16 protein-coding genes are annotated in these 20114 nt (G+C 67.9%); 4 read left to right on the top strand and 12 right to left on the bottom strand.

What is annotated here, in order from left to right; genetic code table 11:
* The first annotated feature begins 18 nt into the window (after nt 1–18).
* A complete protein-coding gene (locus tag H9L16_RS05900) occupies nt 19–1815 on the top strand; it encodes a monovalent cation:proton antiporter-2 (CPA2) family protein (RefSeq protein WP_187553612.1) in 1797 nt (598 codons plus the stop codon).
* A 24-nt stretch (nt 1816–1839) separates the two neighbouring features.
* On the opposite strand, the gene H9L16_RS05895 is transcribed toward H9L16_RS05900, so the two are convergent.
* The 5 genes from H9L16_RS05895 to H9L16_RS05875 all read right to left on the bottom strand — a co-directional run bounded on the left by H9L16_RS05895 (nt 1840) and on the right by H9L16_RS05875 (nt 8437).
* Nucleotides 1840–5166, bottom strand: a complete 3327-nt coding sequence (locus H9L16_RS05895; RefSeq protein ID WP_187553611.1) for an ankyrin repeat domain-containing protein — start codon at nt 5164–5166, stop codon at nt 1840–1842.
* Complete coding sequence (locus tag H9L16_RS05890; RefSeq protein ID WP_187553610.1) at nt 5159–5428, bottom strand: YcgL domain-containing protein; 270 nt, start codon at nt 5426–5428, stop codon at nt 5159–5161. The genes H9L16_RS05895 and H9L16_RS05890 overlap by 8 nt, the downstream gene beginning before the upstream one ends.
* Nucleotides 5429–5530: 102 nt before the next feature.
* Nucleotides 5531–6544, bottom strand: coding sequence for a cytochrome d ubiquinol oxidase subunit II (cydB, locus tag H9L16_RS05885; protein WP_187554071.1), 1014 nt, complete (start codon nt 6542–6544; stop codon nt 5531–5533).
* A gap of 132 nt (nt 6545–6676) precedes the next feature.
* The gene (locus tag H9L16_RS05880; RefSeq protein WP_187553609.1) at nt 6677–6967 is read right to left on the bottom strand and encodes a GIY-YIG nuclease family protein; all 291 of its coding nucleotides are present in this window, start codon (nt 6965–6967) and stop codon (nt 6677–6679) included.
* Between the two features lie 72 nt (nt 6968–7039).
* On the bottom strand, nt 7040–8437 hold the full coding sequence (locus H9L16_RS05875; RefSeq protein ID WP_187554070.1) for a cytochrome ubiquinol oxidase subunit I: 1398 nt from the start codon (nt 8435–8437) through the stop codon (nt 7040–7042).
* A 161-nt stretch (nt 8438–8598) separates the two neighbouring features.
* On the opposite strand from H9L16_RS05875, the gene H9L16_RS05870 reads away from it, so the two are divergent.
* The gene (locus H9L16_RS05870) at nt 8599–10974 is read left to right on the top strand and encodes a S9 family peptidase (RefSeq protein WP_187553608.1); all 2376 of its coding nucleotides are present in this window, start codon (nt 8599–8601) and stop codon (nt 10972–10974) included.
* 2 nt (nt 10975–10976) lie between these two features.
* Nucleotides 10977–12620, top strand: coding sequence for an NAD(P)/FAD-dependent oxidoreductase (locus H9L16_RS05865; RefSeq protein ID WP_187553607.1), 1644 nt, complete (start codon nt 10977–10979; stop codon nt 12618–12620).
* A gap of 9 nt (nt 12621–12629) precedes the next feature.
* Here the strand turns inward: H9L16_RS05865 and H9L16_RS05860 are convergent, their stop codons facing one another.
* On the bottom strand, nt 12630–13907 hold the full coding sequence (locus tag H9L16_RS05860) for an acetyl-CoA C-acetyltransferase (RefSeq protein WP_187553606.1): 1278 nt from the start codon (nt 13905–13907) through the stop codon (nt 12630–12632).
* 78 nt (nt 13908–13985) lie between these two features.
* Here H9L16_RS05860 and H9L16_RS05855 point away from each other — a divergent pair, with 78 nt between their 5' ends.
* Nucleotides 13986–14858: a hypothetical protein gene (locus H9L16_RS05855; protein ID WP_187553605.1), complete on the top strand. Its 873-nt coding sequence runs from the start codon at nt 13986–13988 to the stop codon at nt 14856–14858.
* 132 nt (nt 14859–14990) lie between these two features.
* Here the strand turns inward: H9L16_RS05855 and H9L16_RS05850 are convergent, their stop codons facing one another.
* From H9L16_RS05850 to H9L16_RS05825, 6 genes are all read right to left on the bottom strand, one after another.
* Nucleotides 14991–16049 (bottom strand): GGDEF domain-containing protein, encoded by a 1059-nt coding sequence (locus tag H9L16_RS05850; protein ID WP_187553604.1) that lies wholly within the window; start codon nt 16047–16049, stop codon nt 14991–14993.
* Entirely contained in the window at nt 16046–16465 is a 420-nt protein-coding gene (locus tag H9L16_RS05845; RefSeq protein WP_187553603.1) for an MASE1 domain-containing protein, read from the bottom strand. The genes H9L16_RS05850 and H9L16_RS05845 overlap by 4 nt, the downstream gene beginning before the upstream one ends.
* The gene (locus H9L16_RS05840; protein WP_187553602.1) at nt 16462–16647 is read right to left on the bottom strand and encodes a hypothetical protein; all 186 of its coding nucleotides are present in this window, start codon (nt 16645–16647) and stop codon (nt 16462–16464) included. Before H9L16_RS05840 ends, H9L16_RS05845 begins: the two co-directional genes overlap by 4 nt.
* Nucleotides 16648–16874: 227 nt before the next feature.
* A complete protein-coding gene (locus tag H9L16_RS05835; RefSeq protein ID WP_187553601.1) occupies nt 16875–17465 on the bottom strand; it encodes a superoxide dismutase family protein in 591 nt (196 codons plus the stop codon).
* 76 nt (nt 17466–17541) lie between these two features.
* Nucleotides 17542–18960 carry a nitrogen regulation protein NR(I) gene (gene ntrC / locus H9L16_RS05830; protein WP_229796668.1) on the bottom strand — a complete coding sequence of 473 codons (1419 nt, stop codon included), beginning with the start codon at nt 18958–18960 and terminating at the stop codon, nt 17542–17544.
* 68 nt (nt 18961–19028) lie between these two features.
* Nucleotides 19029–20054 carry a two-component system sensor histidine kinase NtrB gene (locus H9L16_RS05825; RefSeq protein ID WP_187553599.1) on the bottom strand — a complete coding sequence of 342 codons (1026 nt, stop codon included), beginning with the start codon at nt 20052–20054 and terminating at the stop codon, nt 19029–19031.
* Nucleotides 20055–20114: the final 60 nt, after the last annotated feature.

The following is a 20114-nucleotide window of genomic DNA, read 5'->3' as shown; positions in this document are numbered from 1 at the left end:
TGAACGGAGTCATCCTGCATGCACGGCGAAGGCCTCGAGCTCGCACTGGTATTCCTGCTCGCGGCGGTGGTCGCGGTGCCGGTGTTCAAGCGCTTCGGGCTGGGCGCGGTGCTCGGCTACCTCGTCGCCGGCGCGCTGCTCGGGCCGCATGCGCTGCGGCTGGTGCGCAATCCGGAACCGGTGCTGGCGGCCAGCGAGATCGGCGTGGTGATGCTGCTGTTCGTGATCGGGCTGGAGCTGTCACTGCCGCGGCTGAAAGTGATGCGCAAGCCGATCTTCGGCGTGGGCGGGTTGCAGGTGCTGCTGTCGGGACTCGCGCTGGGCGCGCTGGCGATGTCGCAGGACCTGGGCTGGAAAGCGGCATTGGTGGTCGGCATGGGCCTGGCGTTGTCGTCCACCGCGGTCGGCCTGCAATTGCTGTCGGAGCGCAAGGAACTGACCGCCGAACACGGCCGGCTGGCGTTCGCGATCCTGCTGTTCCAGGACCTGGCCGCGATCCCGCTGCTCGCCGCGATTCCGCTGCTCGGCAAGGCGAGCGGCGAGGGCCTGGGCTGGGACGAGGTGGCCAAGGCGGTGCTGGCGATCGCCGCGCTGGTGCTGGGTGGCCGTTACCTGTTGCGCCACCTGTTCGGGATCATCGCGCGCACCGGCATGCCCGAGGTGTTCACCGGTGCCGCGCTGCTGGTGGTGCTGGGCAGTGCATGGATGATGCAACTGGCCGAACTCAGCGCTGGCCTGGGCGCGTTCCTGGCCGGCGTGCTGCTGGCGGAATCCGAATACCGGCACGAGCTGGAAGCGCAGATCAAGCCGTTCGAGGGCCTGTTGCTGGGCCTGTTCTTCATGGCGGTCGGCATGACCATCGACCTGCAACAAGTCGCCGCGGAACCACTGGCCATCGCCGCGTGGGTCGGCGCGTTGCTGGCGGTGAAGTTCGCGTTGCTGTTCGCACTGGGGCTTCGCCCGGGCAAGCTCGAACTGCGCGGTGCGATGTTGCTCGGCGGCGTGCTGGCGCTGGGCGGCGAATTCGCGTTCGTGGTGTTCGCCGAAGCCATGAAAGCCGGCCTGCTGGTCGAAGCGATGCGTGACCGGCTGGTAGCCGTGGTCGGACTGTCGATGGCGGTCACGCCGCTGCTGCTCTTGCTGATCTCGCGCTTCGCGCCGGCGGTGGAAAAGCGCCGGGGGCGTGCGTACGACGAAATCCCGGACGAACACCCGCAGGTACTGATCGCCGGCTTCGGCCGCTTCGGCCAGATCGTCGCGCGTTTGCTGTGGGCGCAGAAAATTCCGTTCATCGCGATCGATCCGGACGACGAGCAAGTCGATTTCTTCCGCCGCTTCGGCAACCAGGTCTACTACGGCGATCCGACCCATCCCGAACTGTTGCGCTCCGCTGGCGCGGCACGGGTCAAGGTGTTCGTGGTCGCCATCGATGACGTGGACAAGGCGACCATGCTGGTGCGGCTGTTGCGCAAGCACTACCCGGATGCGCAGGTGCTCGCGCGCGCGCGCGACCGTCGGCATGCGTGGCAATTGCTGGACCTGGGGGTGAAGCCTTTCCGCGAACTGTTCGGCAGCAGCCTGGAGATGGGCCGCGAAGTGCTGGTCGCACTGGGCTTGGATTCGCTGCGGGCCGCGGAGTACGCAAACCGTTTCCGCGAATTCGACGAACGGGTGCTGGATGCACAGCGACTCATGCAGGACGATGAAGACGCCCTGATGCAAAGCGCAAAGAATGCGCGCCGCGAACTCGAGGAGTTGTTCGAAGCGGACGCCGGCGAAGGCACGCTGGGACGCATCGTCGAACGCAAGGACTGAATCCGGACGCCTGCCCCGACCGCGTTATTCGCGCAGGAAACGCGCCATCGAGACGGGCGCTTGCGGCGCGTTGCCGGGCAACGCCAGTTCGGCCGCGACGTCGACATAACCGCGCATCAGCGCGATCTCGCGCGGGGTTCGGTTGAGCAGGTCGCGCTGGTCGGGATCGGCACCTTCGCGCAGCAGCGCCTGGGCGACCCGCAGCAGCCCGTGCAGGCCGGCCAGATGCAGCGGGCCGAAGCCGCGCTGGTCGCGCGCATCCAGGCGCACATCCTCGTCGAACAACCGTTCCACGCCCGCCAGTACCACGTCCTCGGCGCTCGGCGTGCCGGGTTCCGCGCGTGCACCGAGCAGCAGCAGCAGCGGGGTGGCACCACCGGTCGCGGTGCGTTGCGGATCGGCACCGGCCAGCAGCAGCGCATCCAGCAAGGCCAGCAGGCGGGTGCGGTCGCGGGCGGTGAAGCCGTAGAGCGCGGCGCAATGCAGCGGAGTGAGTCCCTGCGCATCCACCGCATGCAGGTCGGCACCGCCCTGGAGCAGGCGCGAGACCAGTTCCGGCAGGCCAAGCGCCGCGGCCAGCATCAGCACGGTGACATCGCCCGGCAGCCGCTGCTCCAGGCCCGCGCCCGACTCCAGCAGGCGCTCGACGATCTCCAGCTGACGCATGCTCACCGCCGCCGACAACGGGGTGGCACCGGTATTCGCGGCCAAAGTCGGGTCGGCACCACGTTCCAGCAGCAATTCGACCAGCGCGCGATGGCCACCACCCGCGGCCCGCAGCAAGGCGCTGCAGCCCTGGTTGTCGACGGCATTCACCGGCAAGCCCAGGTCCAGCAGGCGGCGGACCGCGTCGAGGTCACCGACGATCGCCGCGGCCGGCAGGTCGACCGGCTGCAGCGGGCGACGCGGCAAGCGCCAGCCACGCCAGTCCAGCCAGCCGGCCAGGTCGCGCCGACCCGCGGCCAGGGCCACGCCCAGCGGCGTCTGTCCGTCCGCTGCGCGCCGATCCGGGGCCGCGCCGGCGGCGATCAATTGCTTGAGTTCGTCCAGTCGGCCGAGCGCCGCGGCCAGGTGCAGCGCGCTCATGCCGTGGCTGTCGCGCGCGTCCAGGTCCACGCCGTGCGCGACCAGCCGCTGCAGCAGCTGCGGCCAGTGCAGGCGCACCGCCAATGCGACCGGCGGATCGCCGGCCGGCGAGGCCGCGTAGGGATCCGCGCCACGCTCCAGCAGTTCGAGGGCGAAGCCTTCGCCCTGCGCATCGGTGAAGCCTTCGGTCAGGCAGGCGGCGAGGTAGCTGGCCAGCCCGCCCGCGCCGGCCGGCGAGCCGCCACGCGCGAACAGCAGGCGGGCGTTGGCGATGCCGGCGGTGCCGCGCGCCAATGCGGCAGGCACCGGCATCACCGCGGATCGCACCCGCGCTTCCGGGTTGGCACCGCGGGCCAGCAGCCAGGCGACGCGGGCGGGATCCGCGGCGACATCGGCATCGCAGAGCAGGCCGTCCAGGTCGCCACGGGCCAGCAGCGGCAGCAGTGCCGCCAGTTGCGTCTCGATCGCCGCCTCGTCCAGCAGGCGCTCGCGCAAGAGCAGCGGCGGCGGACGGTCAGGCGCGCCGTCGTCCTCGCCCATCGATACCGGCAGCGCGCGTTGCGGATCCAGCGCAGCCACCAGCGTCCAGCGCCCGGCCGAGGCCGCCAGGTCGATCGCGCCCTGGCCCTGCGCGTCGGCAGCGCGCGGGTCGACGCCCAGTTCCAGCAGGCGGCGGACCAGCACCGCCGAGGGCGCTTCGGCGGCGCAGGCCAAGTGCAGCGCGTTGGCGCCGCGGCCATCGCTGGCCTGCGTATCGGCCTTGGCCGTGACCAGCGCCTCCAGAGCCGGCAGCGCGCCGGCGCGTGCAGCATCCAACAATGGCGTGCGGCCTTCGCTGTCGCGCGCATTCGCATCCGCACCCGCATCCAGCAACGCTTCGCAGATGCCGGCGTGGCCGGCGAACGCGGCTTCGTGCAGGGCGCTGCGGCCGCGGGCGTCGCGGGCATCCACGCGGGCCTTGTGGCGCAGCAGCAGCTGCACGCCGGCGGCATCGTCTTCCTCGGTGCCGGCCGCGGCCAGCAAGACCGGTTGCCCGCCGACCGGTTCGGTCTTCGCGCCGCGCTCCAGCAGGAAGCGCGCCAGCCGCCAGTTGCCACTGCTGCAGGCCGTGCCGAGCGGCGATACGCCATCGACGTTGAGGGCATCCATCTCCGCCCCGGCATCGCGCAGCAGTGCGGCCACGCCGGGATCGGAGCTGCGCGCGGCGTGGTGCAGCGGAGTGTTGCCGTCGGCGTCGGTGGCGCGCGGATCGGCACCATTGGCGAGCAGGGTCATCACCGCTTCCGGGCGGCCGTGCCAGCTGTCGCGGGTGGCCGCCAGCAGTGGGTTCATGCCGGCCAGCATGAGGTTCACGTCGGCGCCGCGCTCGATCAATGCGCGCAGCAGGCGCAGGTCGGGCAGCACCGCGGCCAGCACCGGCAAGCCGCGACGATCGCGCGCGCCTACCTCGGGCGGCAGGTTCGGGTCGGCACCGGCGTCGAGCAGTTGCAAGCCCTTGTCGACCCGACCGTTGCGCGCGGCCGCGTACAACTCGCGGCCCAGCGCCACGCTGTCGACCGTCGGCACGGTGACCAGCGGCAGCGCGAGTTCCGGCACGTCGTCGACCTCGACGGCGAGTTCGTCGGCCTCGTCTTCGATGGCGTCCATCTCCACCACCGGCAGGCCGTGCGCCAACGCCAGAGCGGGCGAGGCCTGCAGCAGCAGGTGGGCGACGGGCAGCAGGCCGATGTAGATCGCGGTGGCGACGATGCGCACCTGGCCGGCCAGCAGGCCCGGCCAGGCCAGCAATACGCCGCCGGCCAGCAGCAGGAACGCCGGCAAGGCCACTTGCAGCAATCCGCGCCAAGCCTGGCGATCCTGCAGGTGCTGGCGGCCGAAGCGCAGCCCCAGCCGGCCGCCTTCGCGCTCGCTGCCGTGCCACAGCGGCCAGTGCCGCCACAGCAGCACCAGCAGCAGGCCCGCTGCCGTACTCAGCGCCAGTACCGGCAACAGCGCCGGTGCCACCAGCAGGCGATACAGCGGAAACGCGAGCAATGCGCCCGCCAGCAAGAATCCGCCCGCCCACAACAGGGTCAGGCTGCCGGCGTCGGCTGCCAGGCGCGCGCGCTTGCGGGTACCGCGCAGGAAGGCGATGCCCAGCGCCGCCGGCACCTGTGCCAGCCACGCCGCCACGCCGGCGCTGCCGACATCGAACCAGCACGCCGCGGCGAGCAGCAGGCCGGCCAGCAACAGGGCCACGCCGATCCCGGGATGCCGCTCAGGCATCGGTGCCCCAGTCCTCGCTCATCGGATCGGCCATGGTCGGCGGGAACTGCAGGTGGAAGCCTTGCCCGGCCAGGTTCTTGCGCACGACAGCCGGGTCAGCCAGGGCGAGCTTGCGGCCTTCGACCAGGGCAACGTCCAGCACGAAGCGCAATTCACCCAACTGTGCGCGCACGGCATCCGGCAGGCACGCGAAGTCGTCGCGACGTGCGAGGTAGGCGTAGGTATCGGCCTTTTTCAGGCTCTTGTAGACGTAGGCGTGCATCGTGCGATCCGGGGGAACCGCCGTGTCGGGAACAGGCCCGATTGTGCGGGAAAGCGCGCGGCGACGCGACCGCCGAGGCCTCGCAAGCCTGCTGCAAGCGGCTCAGTGGTAACCGCTGTCCGATTCCACCTTGCCGGCGAACACCCGGTACGACCACCACGTGTAGCCCAGGATCACCGGCAGCAGGACCACCAGCCCGACCAGCACGAAGCCCTGCGACGACGGCGGCGAGGCCGCCTGCCAGATCGTCAGGGACGGCGGCACGATGTACGGCCAGATCCCCAGCACCAGCCCGGCGAAGGCCAGCGCGAACAGGCACAGGGTGAGGATGAACGGCTTGCCGTCACGCCCCTGTTCCATCGCCGCGCGCCACAGCGCGAACGCGACCAGCAGCACCAGCAGCGGCACCGGCGACAGCCACCAGAAATTCCCGGTATCGAACCAGCGCGCCATGATCTTCGAGCTCAGGAAGGGCAGCCATGCACTGACCAGGCCGATGAAGGCGACCACCACCAGCACCAGCGGCCGCGCCAGCGTGCGCGCGGTCTTCTGCAGTTCGCCCCCGGTCTTCAGGATCAGCCAGCACGCACCGAGCAGCGCGTAACCGAACACCACCGCCGCACCAGTCAGCATCGAGAACGGGCTGAAGAAGCCGAACATCCCGCCCACGTACTTGCCTTCCTGCAGCGGCATGCCCTCGACGATCGCACCCAGGATCACGCCCTGCCAGAACGCTGCGCACAGCGAGCCCAGCGCGAACGCCCAGCCCCATAGCCACTTCGAACGCTCCGCCTTGAAGCGGAACTCGAAGGCCACGCCGCGGAACACCAGCGCGATCAGCATCATCAGCACCGGCAGGTACAGCGCGGAGAGGATCAGCGCATACGCCTTCGGAAATGCCGCCAGCAGGCCGGCACCGCCGAGCACCAGCCAGGTCTCGTTGCCGTCCCAGATCGGCGCGGCGGTGTTCATCATGTGGTCTAGCTGATGCTCGTCCTCCGCGAACGGCGCGAGGATGCCGAGGCCGAGCACGAAGCCATCCAGCAGCACGTACATCAGCACGCCGAAGCCGATCACGCCGAACCAGATGACGGGAAGCCAGTACTCCATTTGCATCAGCCCTTGCTTGTCATGCATGCGAAGGCAGGAACGCCTTCTGTTTTGGCTCGTCATTCCCGCGAAGGAAAAGACGCCTTGCGCCTTTGCTCGTCATTCCTGCGAAGGCAGGAATCCAGCGTCTTTGAAGCCTTACCCGATCACATCCGGCCAAAGATCCTTCCAGTATGGATTGGCCTCTTCAATCAACCGCATCTTCCATTCCCGCTTCCATGCCTTGATCTGCTTCTCACGCTGGATGGCGGATTCCATCTGCCCATGCAGCTCGTACCAGACCAGCATCGTCACGTCGTATTGCTTGGTGAACCCATCGACAGCGTGTTCCTTGTGCTGCCAGGTCCTGGCGATGAGATCGCTAGTGACACCCACATACAGAGTCCCGTTTCGCTCACTTGCCAACATGTAGACAGTCGGTTGTTTCATTTATCGAAGATCAAAGACACGGGATTCCTGCCTTCGCAGGAATGACGAGCAAGTGCGCATGGGGATCTCCATTCACCCCTCGATTTTCTCGTCCGGCAGCGACATCGGGCGCGCCGGGGTCTTCTCGCCGCCCTCGGTGTCCTTCGGCGGCTGCTTGACCGGGCCTTTTCGCAACAGTTTCTGCAGGTACCAGATGCCGGCACCGAACACGAAGGCATACGCCGCGGCATACACGATCAGCGAGGTCAGCACCGCCGCCGCGACGATGTTCGGACTCACCGCATCGGCCGTGCGCAACAGGCCATACACCACGTACGGCTGGCGACCGATCTCGACCACGTACCAGCCCGCCAGCAATGCGATGAAGCCGGACGGTGCCAACACGCGCCAGCCGTCCAGCACCCAGCGCGAGGTGAACAAGGTCTTGCGCCTCCACGCCCACAGCGAGGCAAGGGTGAGCAGCAGCATCGCCATGCCCAGCCCGACCATGATCCGGAACGCGTAGAACACCGGCGCCACTGGCGGGCGTTCCTCGCGCGGGACCGCGGTCAGCGGCTGGATGTCGCCATCCAGCGTGTGGGTCAGGATGATGCTGCCCAGTTTCGGGATGGCGATTTCGTAATCGTTGCGTTCCTCGCGCTCGTTCGGCACCGCGAACAGGATCAGCGGCACGCCATGGCCCGGTGGTTCGCTGCGCCAGTGCGCTTCCATCGCCGCCAGTTTCACCGGCTGGTGCTCGCCGACGTTCAAGCCATGCAGGTCGCCGACGAAAATCTGCAGCGGCACCGCGATCGCTGCGAAGGCCACCGCATGTTTCAGCATCCGCTTGCCGGCCTCGACGTGCACGCCGCGCCGCAGGTACCAGGCACTGACGCCACCGATCACGAAACAGGTGGTGATGAACGCCGCGAGCACCATGTGCGCCAGCCGGTACGGGAACGACGGATTGAACACGATCGCCCACCAGCTTTCCGGGTAGAACACGCCCTGCGCGTCCAGGCTGTAGCCCTGCGGCGTCTGCATCCAGCTGTTGGCGGAGATGATCCAGAACGTCGAGATCATGGTGCCGACGGCGACCATCATCGTCGCGAAGAAATGCAGCTTGTCGGAGACCTTCTTCCAGCCGAACAGCATCACCCCGAGGAAGCTGGCTTCGAGGAAGAACGCGGTCAGCACTTCATAGCTGAGCAGCGGGCCGAGGATGTTGCCGGCCTTCTCGCTGAGCACCGCCCAGTTGGTGCCGAACTGGAAGCTCATCACGATGCCGCTGACCACGCCCATGCCGAACGAGACCGCGAAGATCTTCAGCCAGAAGAAATACAGGTCCCGCCAGAGGTCGTCCTTTGTGCGCAGCCAGCGCCATTCGATGAAGGCCAGCCAGCTGGCCAAGCCGATGGTGAAGGCCGGGAACAGGATGTGGAACGAGATGACGAATCCGAACTGCACTCGGGAAAGAAACAGCGGCGACAGCAGCAATGCATCCACGCATGGCACTCCGCGCCGCGCGTGGGCGCGACGCCCACGGAGTATTGTGCGCCGCATCATCGCGCAGGGCCAGTGCCGCAACCTTCGGCTCAAGCGCGAATTGCCACGGCTGCTAACCTTCGCCGACTTCGATTCAGGACCGCCGCATGCGCCTTGCCCCGCTCGCCTTCGCCCTCCTCGCCACTCTGGTCGCCGCGCCCGTGGCCAGCGCCGCCGAGCCGATCACATTGTCGCAGGCGATGGCGGATCCGGACTGGATCGGGCCGCCGGTGGACAGCGGCTGGTGGCGCTGGGATGGCAAGGCCGCGCAGTACCTGCTGAAGCGCAATGGCGCGACGATCCGCGACACCTGGCAAGTCGCCGTCGATGGCGGCGCGCCGGCACGGATGGAAGGCAGCGCACGCGCCGACCTCGATACCGCCGATGCGGCGATCAATGCCGCCGGCACGCGCAGCGCGTTCGTGCGCAATGGCGACGTGTTCGTGCGCGACCTGCGCAGCGGCGCGCTGACCCAACTCACCCGCACCGGTGGCGATGCCGGCCGCCTGCAATGGAGCCGCGATGGCGCGCTCACCTGGCGCAGCGGCATGGCCTGGCAGCGCTGGGATGGCCGCATCATCAGCCAAGCCGCAGTGCCGAAAGCCGAGGACGCACCGACCACGCAACCGAAGGCCGACGACCTGCGCGATCGCCAGCTGCGCCTCATCGCCACCCTGAAGGACGACCGCGCGCGCCGCGATGCCGCCCGCGAACAGGCAGAGGCCTGGCGCAGTGCCGATCCGACCCGCGCGCCCGCACCGATCTACCTGGGCAAGGACGTCGACATCGTCGATTCCGCGCTGTCGCCGGATGGCGCGTGGCTGCTGGTCGCAACCACCGCGAAGGGTGCCGACGTCGGCACCCTCGGCAAGATGCCGAAGTACGTCACCGAATCCGGCTACGAGGAATTCGAGGACGTGCGCACCCGCGTCGGGCGTGGCGATCCGCTGCCGCAGACACTGTGGCTGGCCGAGGTCGCCACCGGCAAGGTCAGCGAACTCAAGTTCGACCTGTTGCCCGGCATCGCCATCGACCCGCTCGCCGCGATGCGCAAGGCCGCCGGCAAGGACGCGTTGAAGGGCAATCGCACGGTGCAGGTCGCGACCGGTGGCGACAACGGCAGCGCGCCAACCCTGCTGTGGAGCAACGACGGCCGCAATGCCGCGGTGATGGTGCGTGCGATCGACAACAAGGATCGCTGGATCGCGACGGTCGATCTTGCGGGCGCGAAGCTGCAGCCGCGGCATCGGCTCACCGACCCGGCGTGGATCAATTGGGGCTTCAACGACTTCGGCTGGCTGGCCGATGGGCGCACGCTCTGGTACCTGAGCGAGGAAAGCGGTTTCTCGCATCTGTACACGCTCGACGGCGCGAAGAAAGCGCAGCTCACCGACGGCAAATGGGAAACCTCGTCGGTCGTTCCGTCGCGCGATGGCAGCGCCTTCTGGTTCCTGTGCAACCGCGAACAGCCCGGCGACTACGAGATCTGCCGCGTGCCCGCGCGCGGCGGCACGATCAGCGAAGTGACATCGCTGGATGGCGTGGAGAGTTTTGTTCCCTCGCCCGACGGCAGCAAGTTGCTGGTCCGGCATTCATCCGCCTACATGCCGCCGCAGCTGTCGGTCGTCGATGCCACCAGCGGGCAGGCCAGGCAACTCACCGATACCCGCACCGCCGACTTCAAGTCGCGCACGTGGATCCAGCCGCAACTCGTGCAGGTGCCGAGCAAGCATGGCGCCGGCACCATCTGGGGCAAGTACTACGCGCCGGCAACGCTGGAGCCGGGCAAGAAGTATCCGATCGTGATGTTCGTGCACGGCGCCGGCTACCTGCAGAACGTCAGCGCGCGTTATCCGAACTATTACCGCGAGCAGATGTTCCACAACCTGCTGGTGGACCAGGGTTACATCGTCCTCGACCTCGACTATCGCGCATCCGAAGGTTATGGCCGCGACTGGCGCACCGCGATCTATCGCTGGATGGGCAAGCCGGAACTGGAAGACTATCTGGACGGCCTGGACTGGCTGGTCGCCAACAAGCAAGGCGACCGCGATCGCGTCGGCATCTACGGCGGCAGCTATGGCGGCTTCATGGCCTTCGTCGCGCTGTTCAAGCAGCCCGGCGTGTTCAAGGCCGGTGCCGCGCTGCGCCCGGTCAGCGACTGGTCGCAGTACAACCACGAATACACCAGCAACATCCTCAACACCCCCGAGCTCGATCCCGAGGCCTACAAGCGCTCCAGCCCGCTCGAATACGCCGAAGGCCTGCAGGATCATTTGCTGATCGCGCACGGCATGATCGACGACAACGTGTTCTACAAGGATTCGGTGATGCTGGCGCAGCGCCTGATCGAACTGCGCAAGGACAAGTGGGAACTCGCCAGCTATCCGCTGGAACGCCACGGCTTCACCCATCCGGATGCGTGGTACGACGAATACCGGCGCATCCACGAATTGTTCGAGCGCACCCTGAAACAAGACTGACCATGCTGCGCATCACCGAACTCAAGTTGCCGCTGGATCACGACGACGATGCCCTCGCCACGGCGATCGTCGCGCGCCTCGGCATCGCCGCCGATGAGCTGACCGGTTACACCGTCGCCAAGCGAAGCTACGACGCGCGCAAGCGCGGCGCGATCGTGCTGATCTATTCCGTGGACGTGGACACCCCGCGCGAGCCGGAACTGCTGGCGCGCCTGCAGCAGGATCCGGGCACAGCGGGCAGCAAGGTCATCCCGACCCCGGACACCACGTACAAATTCGTCGCGAAAGCACCGCCGCAGCTGCCGCTGCGCCCGCTGGTGATCGGCATGGGACCGTGCGGGCTGTTCGCAGGGCTGGTGCTGGCGCAGATGGGCTTCCGCCCGATCATCCTGGAACGCGGCAAGGCGGTACGCGAGCGCACGGTCGACACCTTCGGCCTGTGGCGAAAGAAGGTGCTGGATCCGGAATCCAACGTGCAGTTCGGCGAGGGCGGCGCGGGCACGTTCTCCGACGGCAAGCTGTACAGCCAGATCAGCGACAAGCTGCACCACGGCCGCAAGGTCCTCAGCGAATTCGTTGCTGCCGGTGCGCCGGAGGAGATCCTCTACGTCAGCAAGCCGCACATCGGCACGTTCCGGCTGGTGTCGATGGTCGAACGCATGCGCGCGACGATCGAATCGCTGGGCGGCGAGATCCGCTTCAGCAGTCGCGTCGATGACGTGCTGGTCGAGGTCGATGCGGCCGGCGTGCGCCAACTGCGCGGCGTCACGCTGGCGAGCGGCGAACAGCTGCGCGCAGATCACGTGGTGCTGGCTCTCGGCCACAGCGCGCGCGATACCTTCGCGATGCTGCACGCACGCGGCGTGTTCGTCGAAGCCAAGCCCTTCTCGGTCGGCTTCCGCATCGAGCATCCGCAATCGCTGATCGACCAGGCGCGCTTCGGCCCGCAGGCCGGCCACGAACTGCTTGGTGCGGCCGACTACAAACTGGTGCACCACGCCAGCAACGGGCGCTCGGTGTACAGCTTCTGCATGTGCCCGGGCGGCACCGTGGTCGCAGCGGCCAGCGAACCCGGCCGCGTGGTCACCAACGGCATGAGCCAGTACTCGCGCAACGAACGCAACGCCAATGCCGGCATCGTGGTCGGGATCACCCCGGAAGACTACGCTCCGTATGGCGAGGGTCCGCTGGCCGGCATCGCGTTGCAGCGGCACTGGGAATCGCAGGCGTTCGCGCTCGGTGGCGGCGACTACTGCGCACCCGGGCAACGCGTCGGCGATTTCATCCGCAATCGTCCGTCCACCGAGTTCGGCGCGGTTCTGCCCTCGTATACGCCGGGCGTGACCCTGGGCTCGCTGGACGAAGCGCTGCCGCGTTATGCGATCGACGCCATCCGCGAGGCCTTGCCCGCATTCGAGAAACAGATCCGCGGCTTCGCCATGGACGACGCGCTGCTGACCGGCGTGGAAACACGCACGTCATCGCCCGTGCGCATCACCCGCGGCGAGGATGGCCAGAGCCGCAACACCCGCGGCCTGTTCCCCGCCGGCGAAGGCGCGGGCTATGCCGGCGGCATCCTGTCGGCCGGCGTGGACGGGATCAAGATCGCGGAAGCGGTGGCGCGGAGCATCGTCAACAGCGGTTGAAGCGAATCCTCAGCGTTCCAGGATCGCCACCACGCCCATGCCGCCGGCGGTGCAGATGCTGATCAGACAACGCCCGCTACCACGCTGCTTCAGTTCCTTCGCCGCCGCGGCGACGATGCGCGCGCCGGTCGCGGCGAACGGATGGCCTGCGGCCAACGAGGAGCCATTCGGATTGATCTTCGCGGGATCGATGCGGCCGAGCGGTGCGTCCAGACCGAGGCGATTCTTGCAGTAAGCCTCGTCCTCCCACGCGCGCAGCGTGCACAGCGCCTGGGCGGCGAAGGCCTCGTGGATTTCGTAGAAATCGAACTCCTGCAGGGTCAGGTTGTTGCGCTTGAGCATCTCCGCCACGGCCACGGTCGGCGCCATCAGCAGGCCTTCGCCATGGACGAAATCGACGGCGGAGACTTGCGCATCACGCAGATGGCAAAGCACTTCGTGGCCATGCTGTTCGGCCCACTCATCGGTGGCCAGGAGGCAAGCCGATGCACCATCGGTCAGCGGCGTGGAGTTGCCCGCGGTCAGCGTGCCCTTGCCCGAGGTCTTGTCGAACGCCGGCTTCAACGTCGCCAGTTTCTCGATGCTGCTGTCCGGGCGCAGGATGTTGTCGCGGGAGACGCCGCGGAAGCTCACCACCAGGTCATCGAAGAAGCCGCGCGCATACGCCGCCGCCAGTTTGTGGTGCGAGGCGACCGCCAGCTCGTCCTGCGAGTCGCGCGAGATGTTCCACTCCTTGGCCATGTCCTCGCAGTGCTGGCCCATCGACTTGCCGGTGCGCGGCTCGGCCACACCGGGGAAGTCCGGCTTGAGCTCGGAGAATCGAAAGCCCTTGAACGCCGCCAGCCTGGCCTTGGTGGTCTTGGCCGCGGCGGCTTGCAACAGCCGATGGCGCAGCGCCTTGCCGTAGACGATCGGCACGTCGGAGGTCGTGTCCGAGCCGCCGCCGATGCCGGCCTCGATCTGCCCGGTCGCGATCTTGCCGGCGATATGGATGATCGTGTCCAGCGAGGTGCCGCAGGCGCGCTGCAGGGTGATGCCCGGGGTCAGCGGCGACAGGCCGGAACTCAGCGCGGCCTCGCGGCCCAGGTTCCAGTCCGACGAATGCTTGATCACCGCGCCCATCGCCACTTCGCCGAGTTGCTGCCCGTGCAGGCCGTATTTTTCGACCAGCGCACCCAGCGTGCGCACCGACATGCCGAGGTTGCCGACATCGGCATAGGCCGTGTTCTGTCGGCAGAACGGGATGCGGACACCCCCAAGGATGGCGACGGGACGGCCGTGTTGCATGGGCTTCACCTGGCTGCGCCCGCAGCCGCGGGCATAATGGCTGCAGTCTAACGCCGCCTTCCCGAGCCGAAGCTCCACATGCCCTTGACGCCCGCCGAGCCCGCGATCTTCCGCGGCGTGATTGCACTGGAACTGCGCGATGGTGCGCCTCCGCAACATGCGGCGCTTGTTGCTGGCGCTGCGGGCGATCTGGTGGCGATGCTCGGCCGCGACCTGGCCGCACTGGTGCCCGGCGTGCGCGACTGCGATCTCGCGCTGCTCACCGCGCATTTCGATCCGGCCGAGGCGTTGCGTCCCGGCTGGCCACTGCATCGTCGCGCGTCGGAACTCCTGCAGCGCGCCCCCGGACAGGCACAGAGCGCACGCATGATCGGCTTCGGCGCTGATGCTGCCGGCACCGTGCCGATGCCGCTGCAATGCGATCCCGACCTGCACGGCGGCGGCTTGCGGATCCTGCCGTTCGTGCTGCACGGTGATGCTGCACGTCAAACCGGCGATGCATTGGAAGACGTCTTGCTGGATCGCGGCATGGCCGCCGCGGATACGGCGCTGGCGTTGCAGGACGGACTGGGCGCGCAGGTCGAACACGCGCGCTATCTCAGCCTGCACGATCTCGCCGCGATGATCGCGCTGCAATATCGCAACAGCGGCCTGGACGCATTGTGGCCGCTGCTGGAAACGGCCTTGCTGCAACCCGATGCCGAAGCCTGGCTGGACGCATCTCCGGAACCGCTGGCGCGTTATGGCGATGGCGAAGTGCGGATCGCGATGCTCGATCCGGCGGCATGGCGATCACGTAATGCCGCGGGCGAATCCGATTGCGCGCGGCTGGAACGCGGCTTCGAATACTTCCAGGCGCGTCAACGGCAGTTCGCCGCGGTGCTTGCCGCACATGGCGTGCCGGTGCAGTTCGTGCATTGCGCCGACGGCATCGAAGACTGCCTGCGCTGAAGCAACAGCGCGCCATGTCATCCAGCGCATTCGACCTTGATGGCCACGCAAGCGACCCGTGCGTCGGCGTTGCCATTTCGCGGGGTAATGCCGTCGTCAGCGCCGCATGCCCGTCGGCCGCGCCGCACAACGTCACGGTCCGCTGCGGCCAACGGGGTCCCGTGGCTGTGCCTGTTGGCTGCTGATCAGCGAAAGCTGCCCGCTTTCCAGCAAGGCCTGCGCACCCGCCCGCAATTCGGTCATCACCTTTTTGATGTCCGTCTCTGTGGTCGGCCGGAGTGTTGCCCAGCCGTTCCTTCCGTTGGCTTTCACCCAGTAGAGCGCCGCATCAGCGAGCTCGAGCATTTCCTCCCACCCCGGGGTTTGCTGTCCTTCCATGAACATGGGGTATTCCGCCAGCCCGATCGAACACGTGACCGGCACCCCGACGTCGTACTCATGCTCCTCCACGGCGGCCCTGAGGCGCTCCCCAAGCACCGGAACGAACTCCCTTGCAACGGGGCGCAACACCAGCAGGAACTCCTCACCGCCCCATCGCACCACATAGTCGCCGGAGCGCACCAGCCGGGTCAGCACGCAGGACACCTGCTGCAGCACCTTGTCGCCCGCGGCGTGACCGTAGGTGTCGTTGACGCGCTTGAAATGGTCGATATCCACCAGCGCGAACAGCAAGGCATCCGCCCGCCCCGTACGCATCCGCTCCCGCTCATAGAACGCCAGGTCTGCCGGAATCTGGTTGGCCAGGTATCGCCGGTTGCGCAGGCCGGTCAGTGGGTCCGTCTGGCTGGCGGTTTCCAGTCGTGCATTCGCCTCGTTGAGCTCGCGCGTCCTGTCTGCGACTACGCTCTCGAGCACCACCCGTTGCGCTTCTGCGTCGCGGATGGCCAGCCGCAACATGCGCCTGTTCATTCTTCGCTGCTGATTGACCAGTGCCGCTACCGCCAGCGGCACGACACCGAAGAGCAGCATGAATGCCAGCAGTAGCACCGCATCCAGTGTCTTGGGCGGGGGCTGGAAGCCGGCCAGTCCGAGCCCGGTCATCGAGGTCAGGAACATGACCGACAGGCCACTGCCTGCAGCCGTCCAGATCGGCCGAAAGCGGAATGCGCTCCAGAGGAGCACGGTCAGCGGCAAGGCCACCATGCCCAGCGCGTAGAAGCTGTCGCGCTCCCCACCGAAGTAGACGATCAAGTACGACACCAGCAAGCTGACCGCCCACGCCGCGATCTCATGGGACTTCGAGAACTCGCTCGCCGGGGCTCATCCGGGTGGTTCCACGCCGGTGCCGTCAGCAGCAGCATTGTCGGAGTGACGCACAGGATGCCCACCAGATCCCCCATCGCCCATTTGATCGCCGCTGCCAAGGCAGCCTCGCGCGGCACCATGCCCGAACTCACCAGCCCCTCCGTTCCGATCGCCGAGGCCACCACAACCATCGCCAGTGCACCCCGCAGCAGCGCGAATCCGCTTTCCACCTTCATGTCCGGCCGCATAGTGCGACCCAGCGCCACGTACGCGCCTGCCAGCGAGCCGAGCAGGTTGCTGGCCACCGAGAACGGCAGGAACCAGTCGGGCACCGGAACCAGCGCACCGTGGGCGATGATCACTGCCGGGGGATGAACAACGACCATCGCCACCCGTAGCGAATCACGGCCGCATAGGCCACGCCCGCCGCTGGCCAGAAAATGGTGACCTCGGCAGGGCCCTTGATGAACGCTTCCGCGAACCAGGTGGCGGCGACGTAAACCGCCACCAGCACGCAGAACCGAACGATCACGATGCGCCCCATGCCTATTCGTACCCTGATCGCTTGCCGAATGTCTGAACGACCTACGTGCCCGACGCCGGAAGGCCACCGTCGCCGGATCCCCCGCTGTTGAACCCGCCGACATCGCCGCACCTGACGATACGCCTGGACTTGGACGCGGCGCACAGGCACCGACGCATCGCTATCGATACGGGTTGCGCTGCGGATCCTTCACGGGCACGTAAGGGTGCCCGCACCGCAATTCGCGATCAAGGCGCGACCTTGATCACCCCGCACGCGACCCGCGCGCCGGCATTGCCGGTCGGCTGGGTGGTGTAGTCGTCGGCGGCCGCATGCACGATGACCGCGCGACCGGCGATGTCGTTGGCTGCGCCGCCGCCCAGCGTCACTCCGCTCACGTGCGCATCGATGCGGGCCACGCCCTTGGCGTCGGCGACGATGTTGTCGGTGTCGCCGGCATGATGCGCGCCGTTGCCGCTGCGCCCGTGCGCCTGCGCCGCGGGGTTGAAGTGGCCGCCGGCGGTGGAGGCATCGGCCGCGCTGCAGTCGCCCTTCTCGTGGATGTGGAAGCCGCGGCTGTCGCCCGGCGTGAGCCCGCCGACTTCGCCGGTGATGTGCACGCCATCGCCCATGGGCATCAACGTGAGCCTGCCGCTGACCAGGCTGGCGGACGCCGGCGCGAGGTTGACGATCGCGCGGCTGGCGGTGCTTTTTGCGGGTGTTGTGGCAGCCGTCGTGGTGGCCGATGTGGTGGCCGGCGTGCCGGTGCTGGCGCAACCGGCGAGCAATGCGGCCGCAGCGGCAAGCGTGAATGTCGATGCGATGGAGGTGCGGGCCATGCGGAGAAGTCCTTGGGAATGTCGTTGCACGAGACTGTGCCAGCGGCGTCCTTCATTCGCGATGAAGGAGCACAGATCAATGGCGCTTGCGCGACGCACCGAGCTTCCGGGTCACCGTGTTGCGGCCCAGGCCGAGCATGCTGGCGGCCTCGCCACGATGGCCGTTGCAGTGTTCCAGCGCGGCCTGCAGCAGGGTGCGGTCGAACGCGAGCCTGGCCTGCGCATGCAGGTCTTCCACGCCGGCCTGCAATTGCTGGCGAACCCACGCATCGAGCGGCTGGATCCAGGCGACATCGGCATCGACCGCACCGGCTTGCGCTTCCGGCAAGACATCCGCCAGATCGTTGACGGTGACCACCTCGCCCGGGGCCAGCGCGGCCAGCCGCCAGCAGACGTTTTCCAGTTCGCGCACATTGCCCGGCCAGTGATGCAAGCGCATCCGTTCGAGCGCGGCGGACGACAGGGTTTTCGTCGATACCTGCAGGCGTTTCGCGGCACCGGCCATGAAACGCCCGGCCAGTTGCGGGATGTCCTCGCGGCGTTCGCGCAGCGGCGGCAGGCGCAGGCGCACCACATCGAGCCGATGCAACAAGTCGGCGCGGAAACGGCCTTGCTCGACCAGCGCCTCCAGCGGTTGGTGGGTGGCGGCGACCACGCGCACGTCGACCCGGATCAGTTCGCGGCCACCGACGCGGAAGAATTCGCCCTCGGCCAGCACCCGCAGCAGGCGGGTCTGCAGCGCTGCCGGCATGTCGCCGATCTCGTCGAGGAACAGCGTGCCGCCGTTAGCCTGTTCGAAGCGGCCGACATGGCGCTTGCCCGCGCCGGTGAACGCGCCGGCTTCGTGGCCGAACAGTTCGCTTTCCAGCAGCTCGGACGGAATCGCCGCGGTGTTGAGGGCGACGAAGGGCCTTGCTGCACGTGGCGACTCGCGATGCAGCGCACGCGCCACCAGTTCCTTGCCGGTGCCGGTCTCGCCGGTCACCAGCACCGACAGCGGTGCCTGCGCCAACCGGCCGATCGCCCGGAACAGCGCACGCATGGCCGGGGCATCGCCGACCAGCGCCGGGAACTGGTCGACCGCCTGCGCCGATGGCAACGTCGGCACCGCAATCTCCTCGGCCTGCGGCAGCGCGCGGCGCGCCAGTGCCACCGCCTCGTCCAGGTCGAAGGGTTTCGACAGGAATTCGTGCGCGCCGCCGCGGAACGCGCCGGCGGTGCTGGCCACATCGGTATGCGCCGACATCACGATCACCGGCAGGTTCGGCCGCGCCTGCTTGAGCTTGTCGAGCAGGACCAGGCCGCTGTCGCCGGGCATGCGCACGTCGGTGATGACCAGTGCCGGCGGACGATGACTGGCCAATGCGTCGAGGGCCTCGCCAGCATCGCCGAACGCGGACACGCGATAGCCGGCTTCGCTCAGCGCGGTGGCCAGCACGAACCTGACCGAACGGTCGTCATCAACCACCCAGACATCGGGCCCACTGCCAGTCATCATGCTTGCTCCGCCGGGTTTGCACCATCAAGGTGCATCCTAGCCGAGTTCGTCGGGATGCCGATGCGTCAGGTGATCGGTTCCAGCGGCAGCAACAGGGTGAACACGGTATGCCCGGGCCGCGAACGAAAACCCAGCGTGCCGCGATGTTCGCGCGCCACCTGCTGGGCCAGCGCCAGGCCCAGCCCGGTGCCTTCCGCCCGCCCGCTGACCAGCGGCAGGAATACCTGTTCGGCCAGGTCCGGCGCCACACCGCGGCCGTCGTCGACGATCTCCAGGCGCACCGCCAACGCATGGGCGTCCTCGCCGATACGCACGTGGTGCTCGGCGCGGGTGCGCAGCTGCACGCTGGCGGCACCGGCCTCGATCGCGTTGCGCACCAGGTTCCACACCGCCTGTGTGAGCCGGTCCGCATCGCCGGGGAATTCGGGCAATGACGGGTCGTAATCCCGCTGCAATTGCGTCGCCCAGCCGGCTTCGCTTTCGGCCAGGCGCAGCACGCGCTCCAGCACCAGGTGGATGTTGACCGGCTCGAACGGCCGCGCCGGTGCCGGCGACAGCAGGCGGTCGACCAGGCCGGCCAGGCGCTCCACTTCGCTTTCGATCAGTTCGGTGAGTTCGCGTGAATCGGCATCGCCGCGCCTTGCCAGCAACTGCGCCGCGCCCTTGATCCCGGCCAGCGGATTGCGCAATTCATGCGCCAGTCCCTTCAGCGATGCCGACAGCGCGAACGGCAACACCTCGGACGGATCGCTGCCGGCGAATTCATCGACCGGATGCGCCTCGCACCAGACGCCATCCGCCACCGGGCTCAGCCACAGGTCGGCGAACAGCGATTCGTTCGCACCGGGGAACGCCAGTTGCACGCGCCGCAGCAGGTGCGGGCTGCCGTCGGTCTGCGCCAGCGCGGACATCACCGCCTGTCCATCGCGTTCCAGCGCCGCAAGCGGCAAACCGATCAGCCGCTTGCGGCCGACCCGCAACCAGCGCCCGGCCGCCTCGTTGGCGTGGCGGATGCGGCCATCGCCCGCCACCTGCAACACCGGCGTGGCCAGCGCATCCAGCACTTCGATCGTCGATGGGTCGCTGAGCATCGGTGGAATCTAGTGCAAACCCCGCATGAATGCGCGGCTCGCGGCCAAGCCGCATTCACG

The organism is Thermomonas carbonis (assembly GCF_014396975.1).
Classification (GTDB): domain Bacteria; phylum Pseudomonadota; class Gammaproteobacteria; order Xanthomonadales; family Xanthomonadaceae; genus Thermomonas; species Thermomonas carbonis.
The sequence above is the reverse complement of the archived record's forward strand: the minus strand, read 5'-3'. Positions and strand labels throughout refer to the sequence as shown.

Coding starts and splice junctions, on each gene's coding strand:
- H9L16_RS05900 (WP_187553612.1), top strand. CDS start 19: ATGCACGGCGAAGGCCTCGAGCTCGCACTGGTATTCCTGCTCGCGGCG.
- H9L16_RS05895 (WP_187553611.1), bottom strand. CDS start 5,166: ATGCCTGAGCGGCATCCCGGGATCGGCGTGGCCCTGTTGCTGGCCGGC.
- H9L16_RS05890 (WP_187553610.1), bottom strand. CDS start 5,428: ATGCACGCCTACGTCTACAAGAGCCTGAAAAAGGCCGATACCTACGCC.
- cydB (WP_187554071.1), bottom strand. CDS start 6,544: ATGCAAATGGAGTACTGGCTTCCCGTCATCTGGTTCGGCGTGATCGGC.
- H9L16_RS05880 (WP_187553609.1), bottom strand. CDS start 6,967: ATGAAACAACCGACTGTCTACATGTTGGCAAGTGAGCGAAACGGGACT.
- H9L16_RS05870 (WP_187553608.1), top strand. CDS start 8,599: ATGCGCCTTGCCCCGCTCGCCTTCGCCCTCCTCGCCACTCTGGTCGCC.
- H9L16_RS05865 (WP_187553607.1), top strand. CDS start 10,977: ATGCTGCGCATCACCGAACTCAAGTTGCCGCTGGATCACGACGACGAT.
- H9L16_RS05860 (WP_187553606.1), bottom strand. CDS start 13,907: ATGCAACACGGCCGTCCCGTCGCCATCCTTGGGGGTGTCCGCATCCCG.
- H9L16_RS05855 (WP_187553605.1), top strand. CDS start 13,986: ATGCCCTTGACGCCCGCCGAGCCCGCGATCTTCCGCGGCGTGATTGCA.
- H9L16_RS05840 (WP_187553602.1), bottom strand. CDS start 16,647: ATGGGGCGCATCGTGATCGTTCGGTTCTGCGTGCTGGTGGCGGTTTAC.
- H9L16_RS05835 (WP_187553601.1), bottom strand. CDS start 17,465: ATGGCCCGCACCTCCATCGCATCGACATTCACGCTTGCCGCTGCGGCC.
- ntrC (WP_229796668.1), bottom strand. CDS start 18,960: ATGACTGGCAGTGGGCCCGATGTCTGGGTGGTTGATGACGACCGTTCG.
- H9L16_RS05825 (WP_187553599.1), bottom strand. CDS start 20,054: ATGCTCAGCGACCCATCGACGATCGAAGTGCTGGATGCGCTGGCCACG.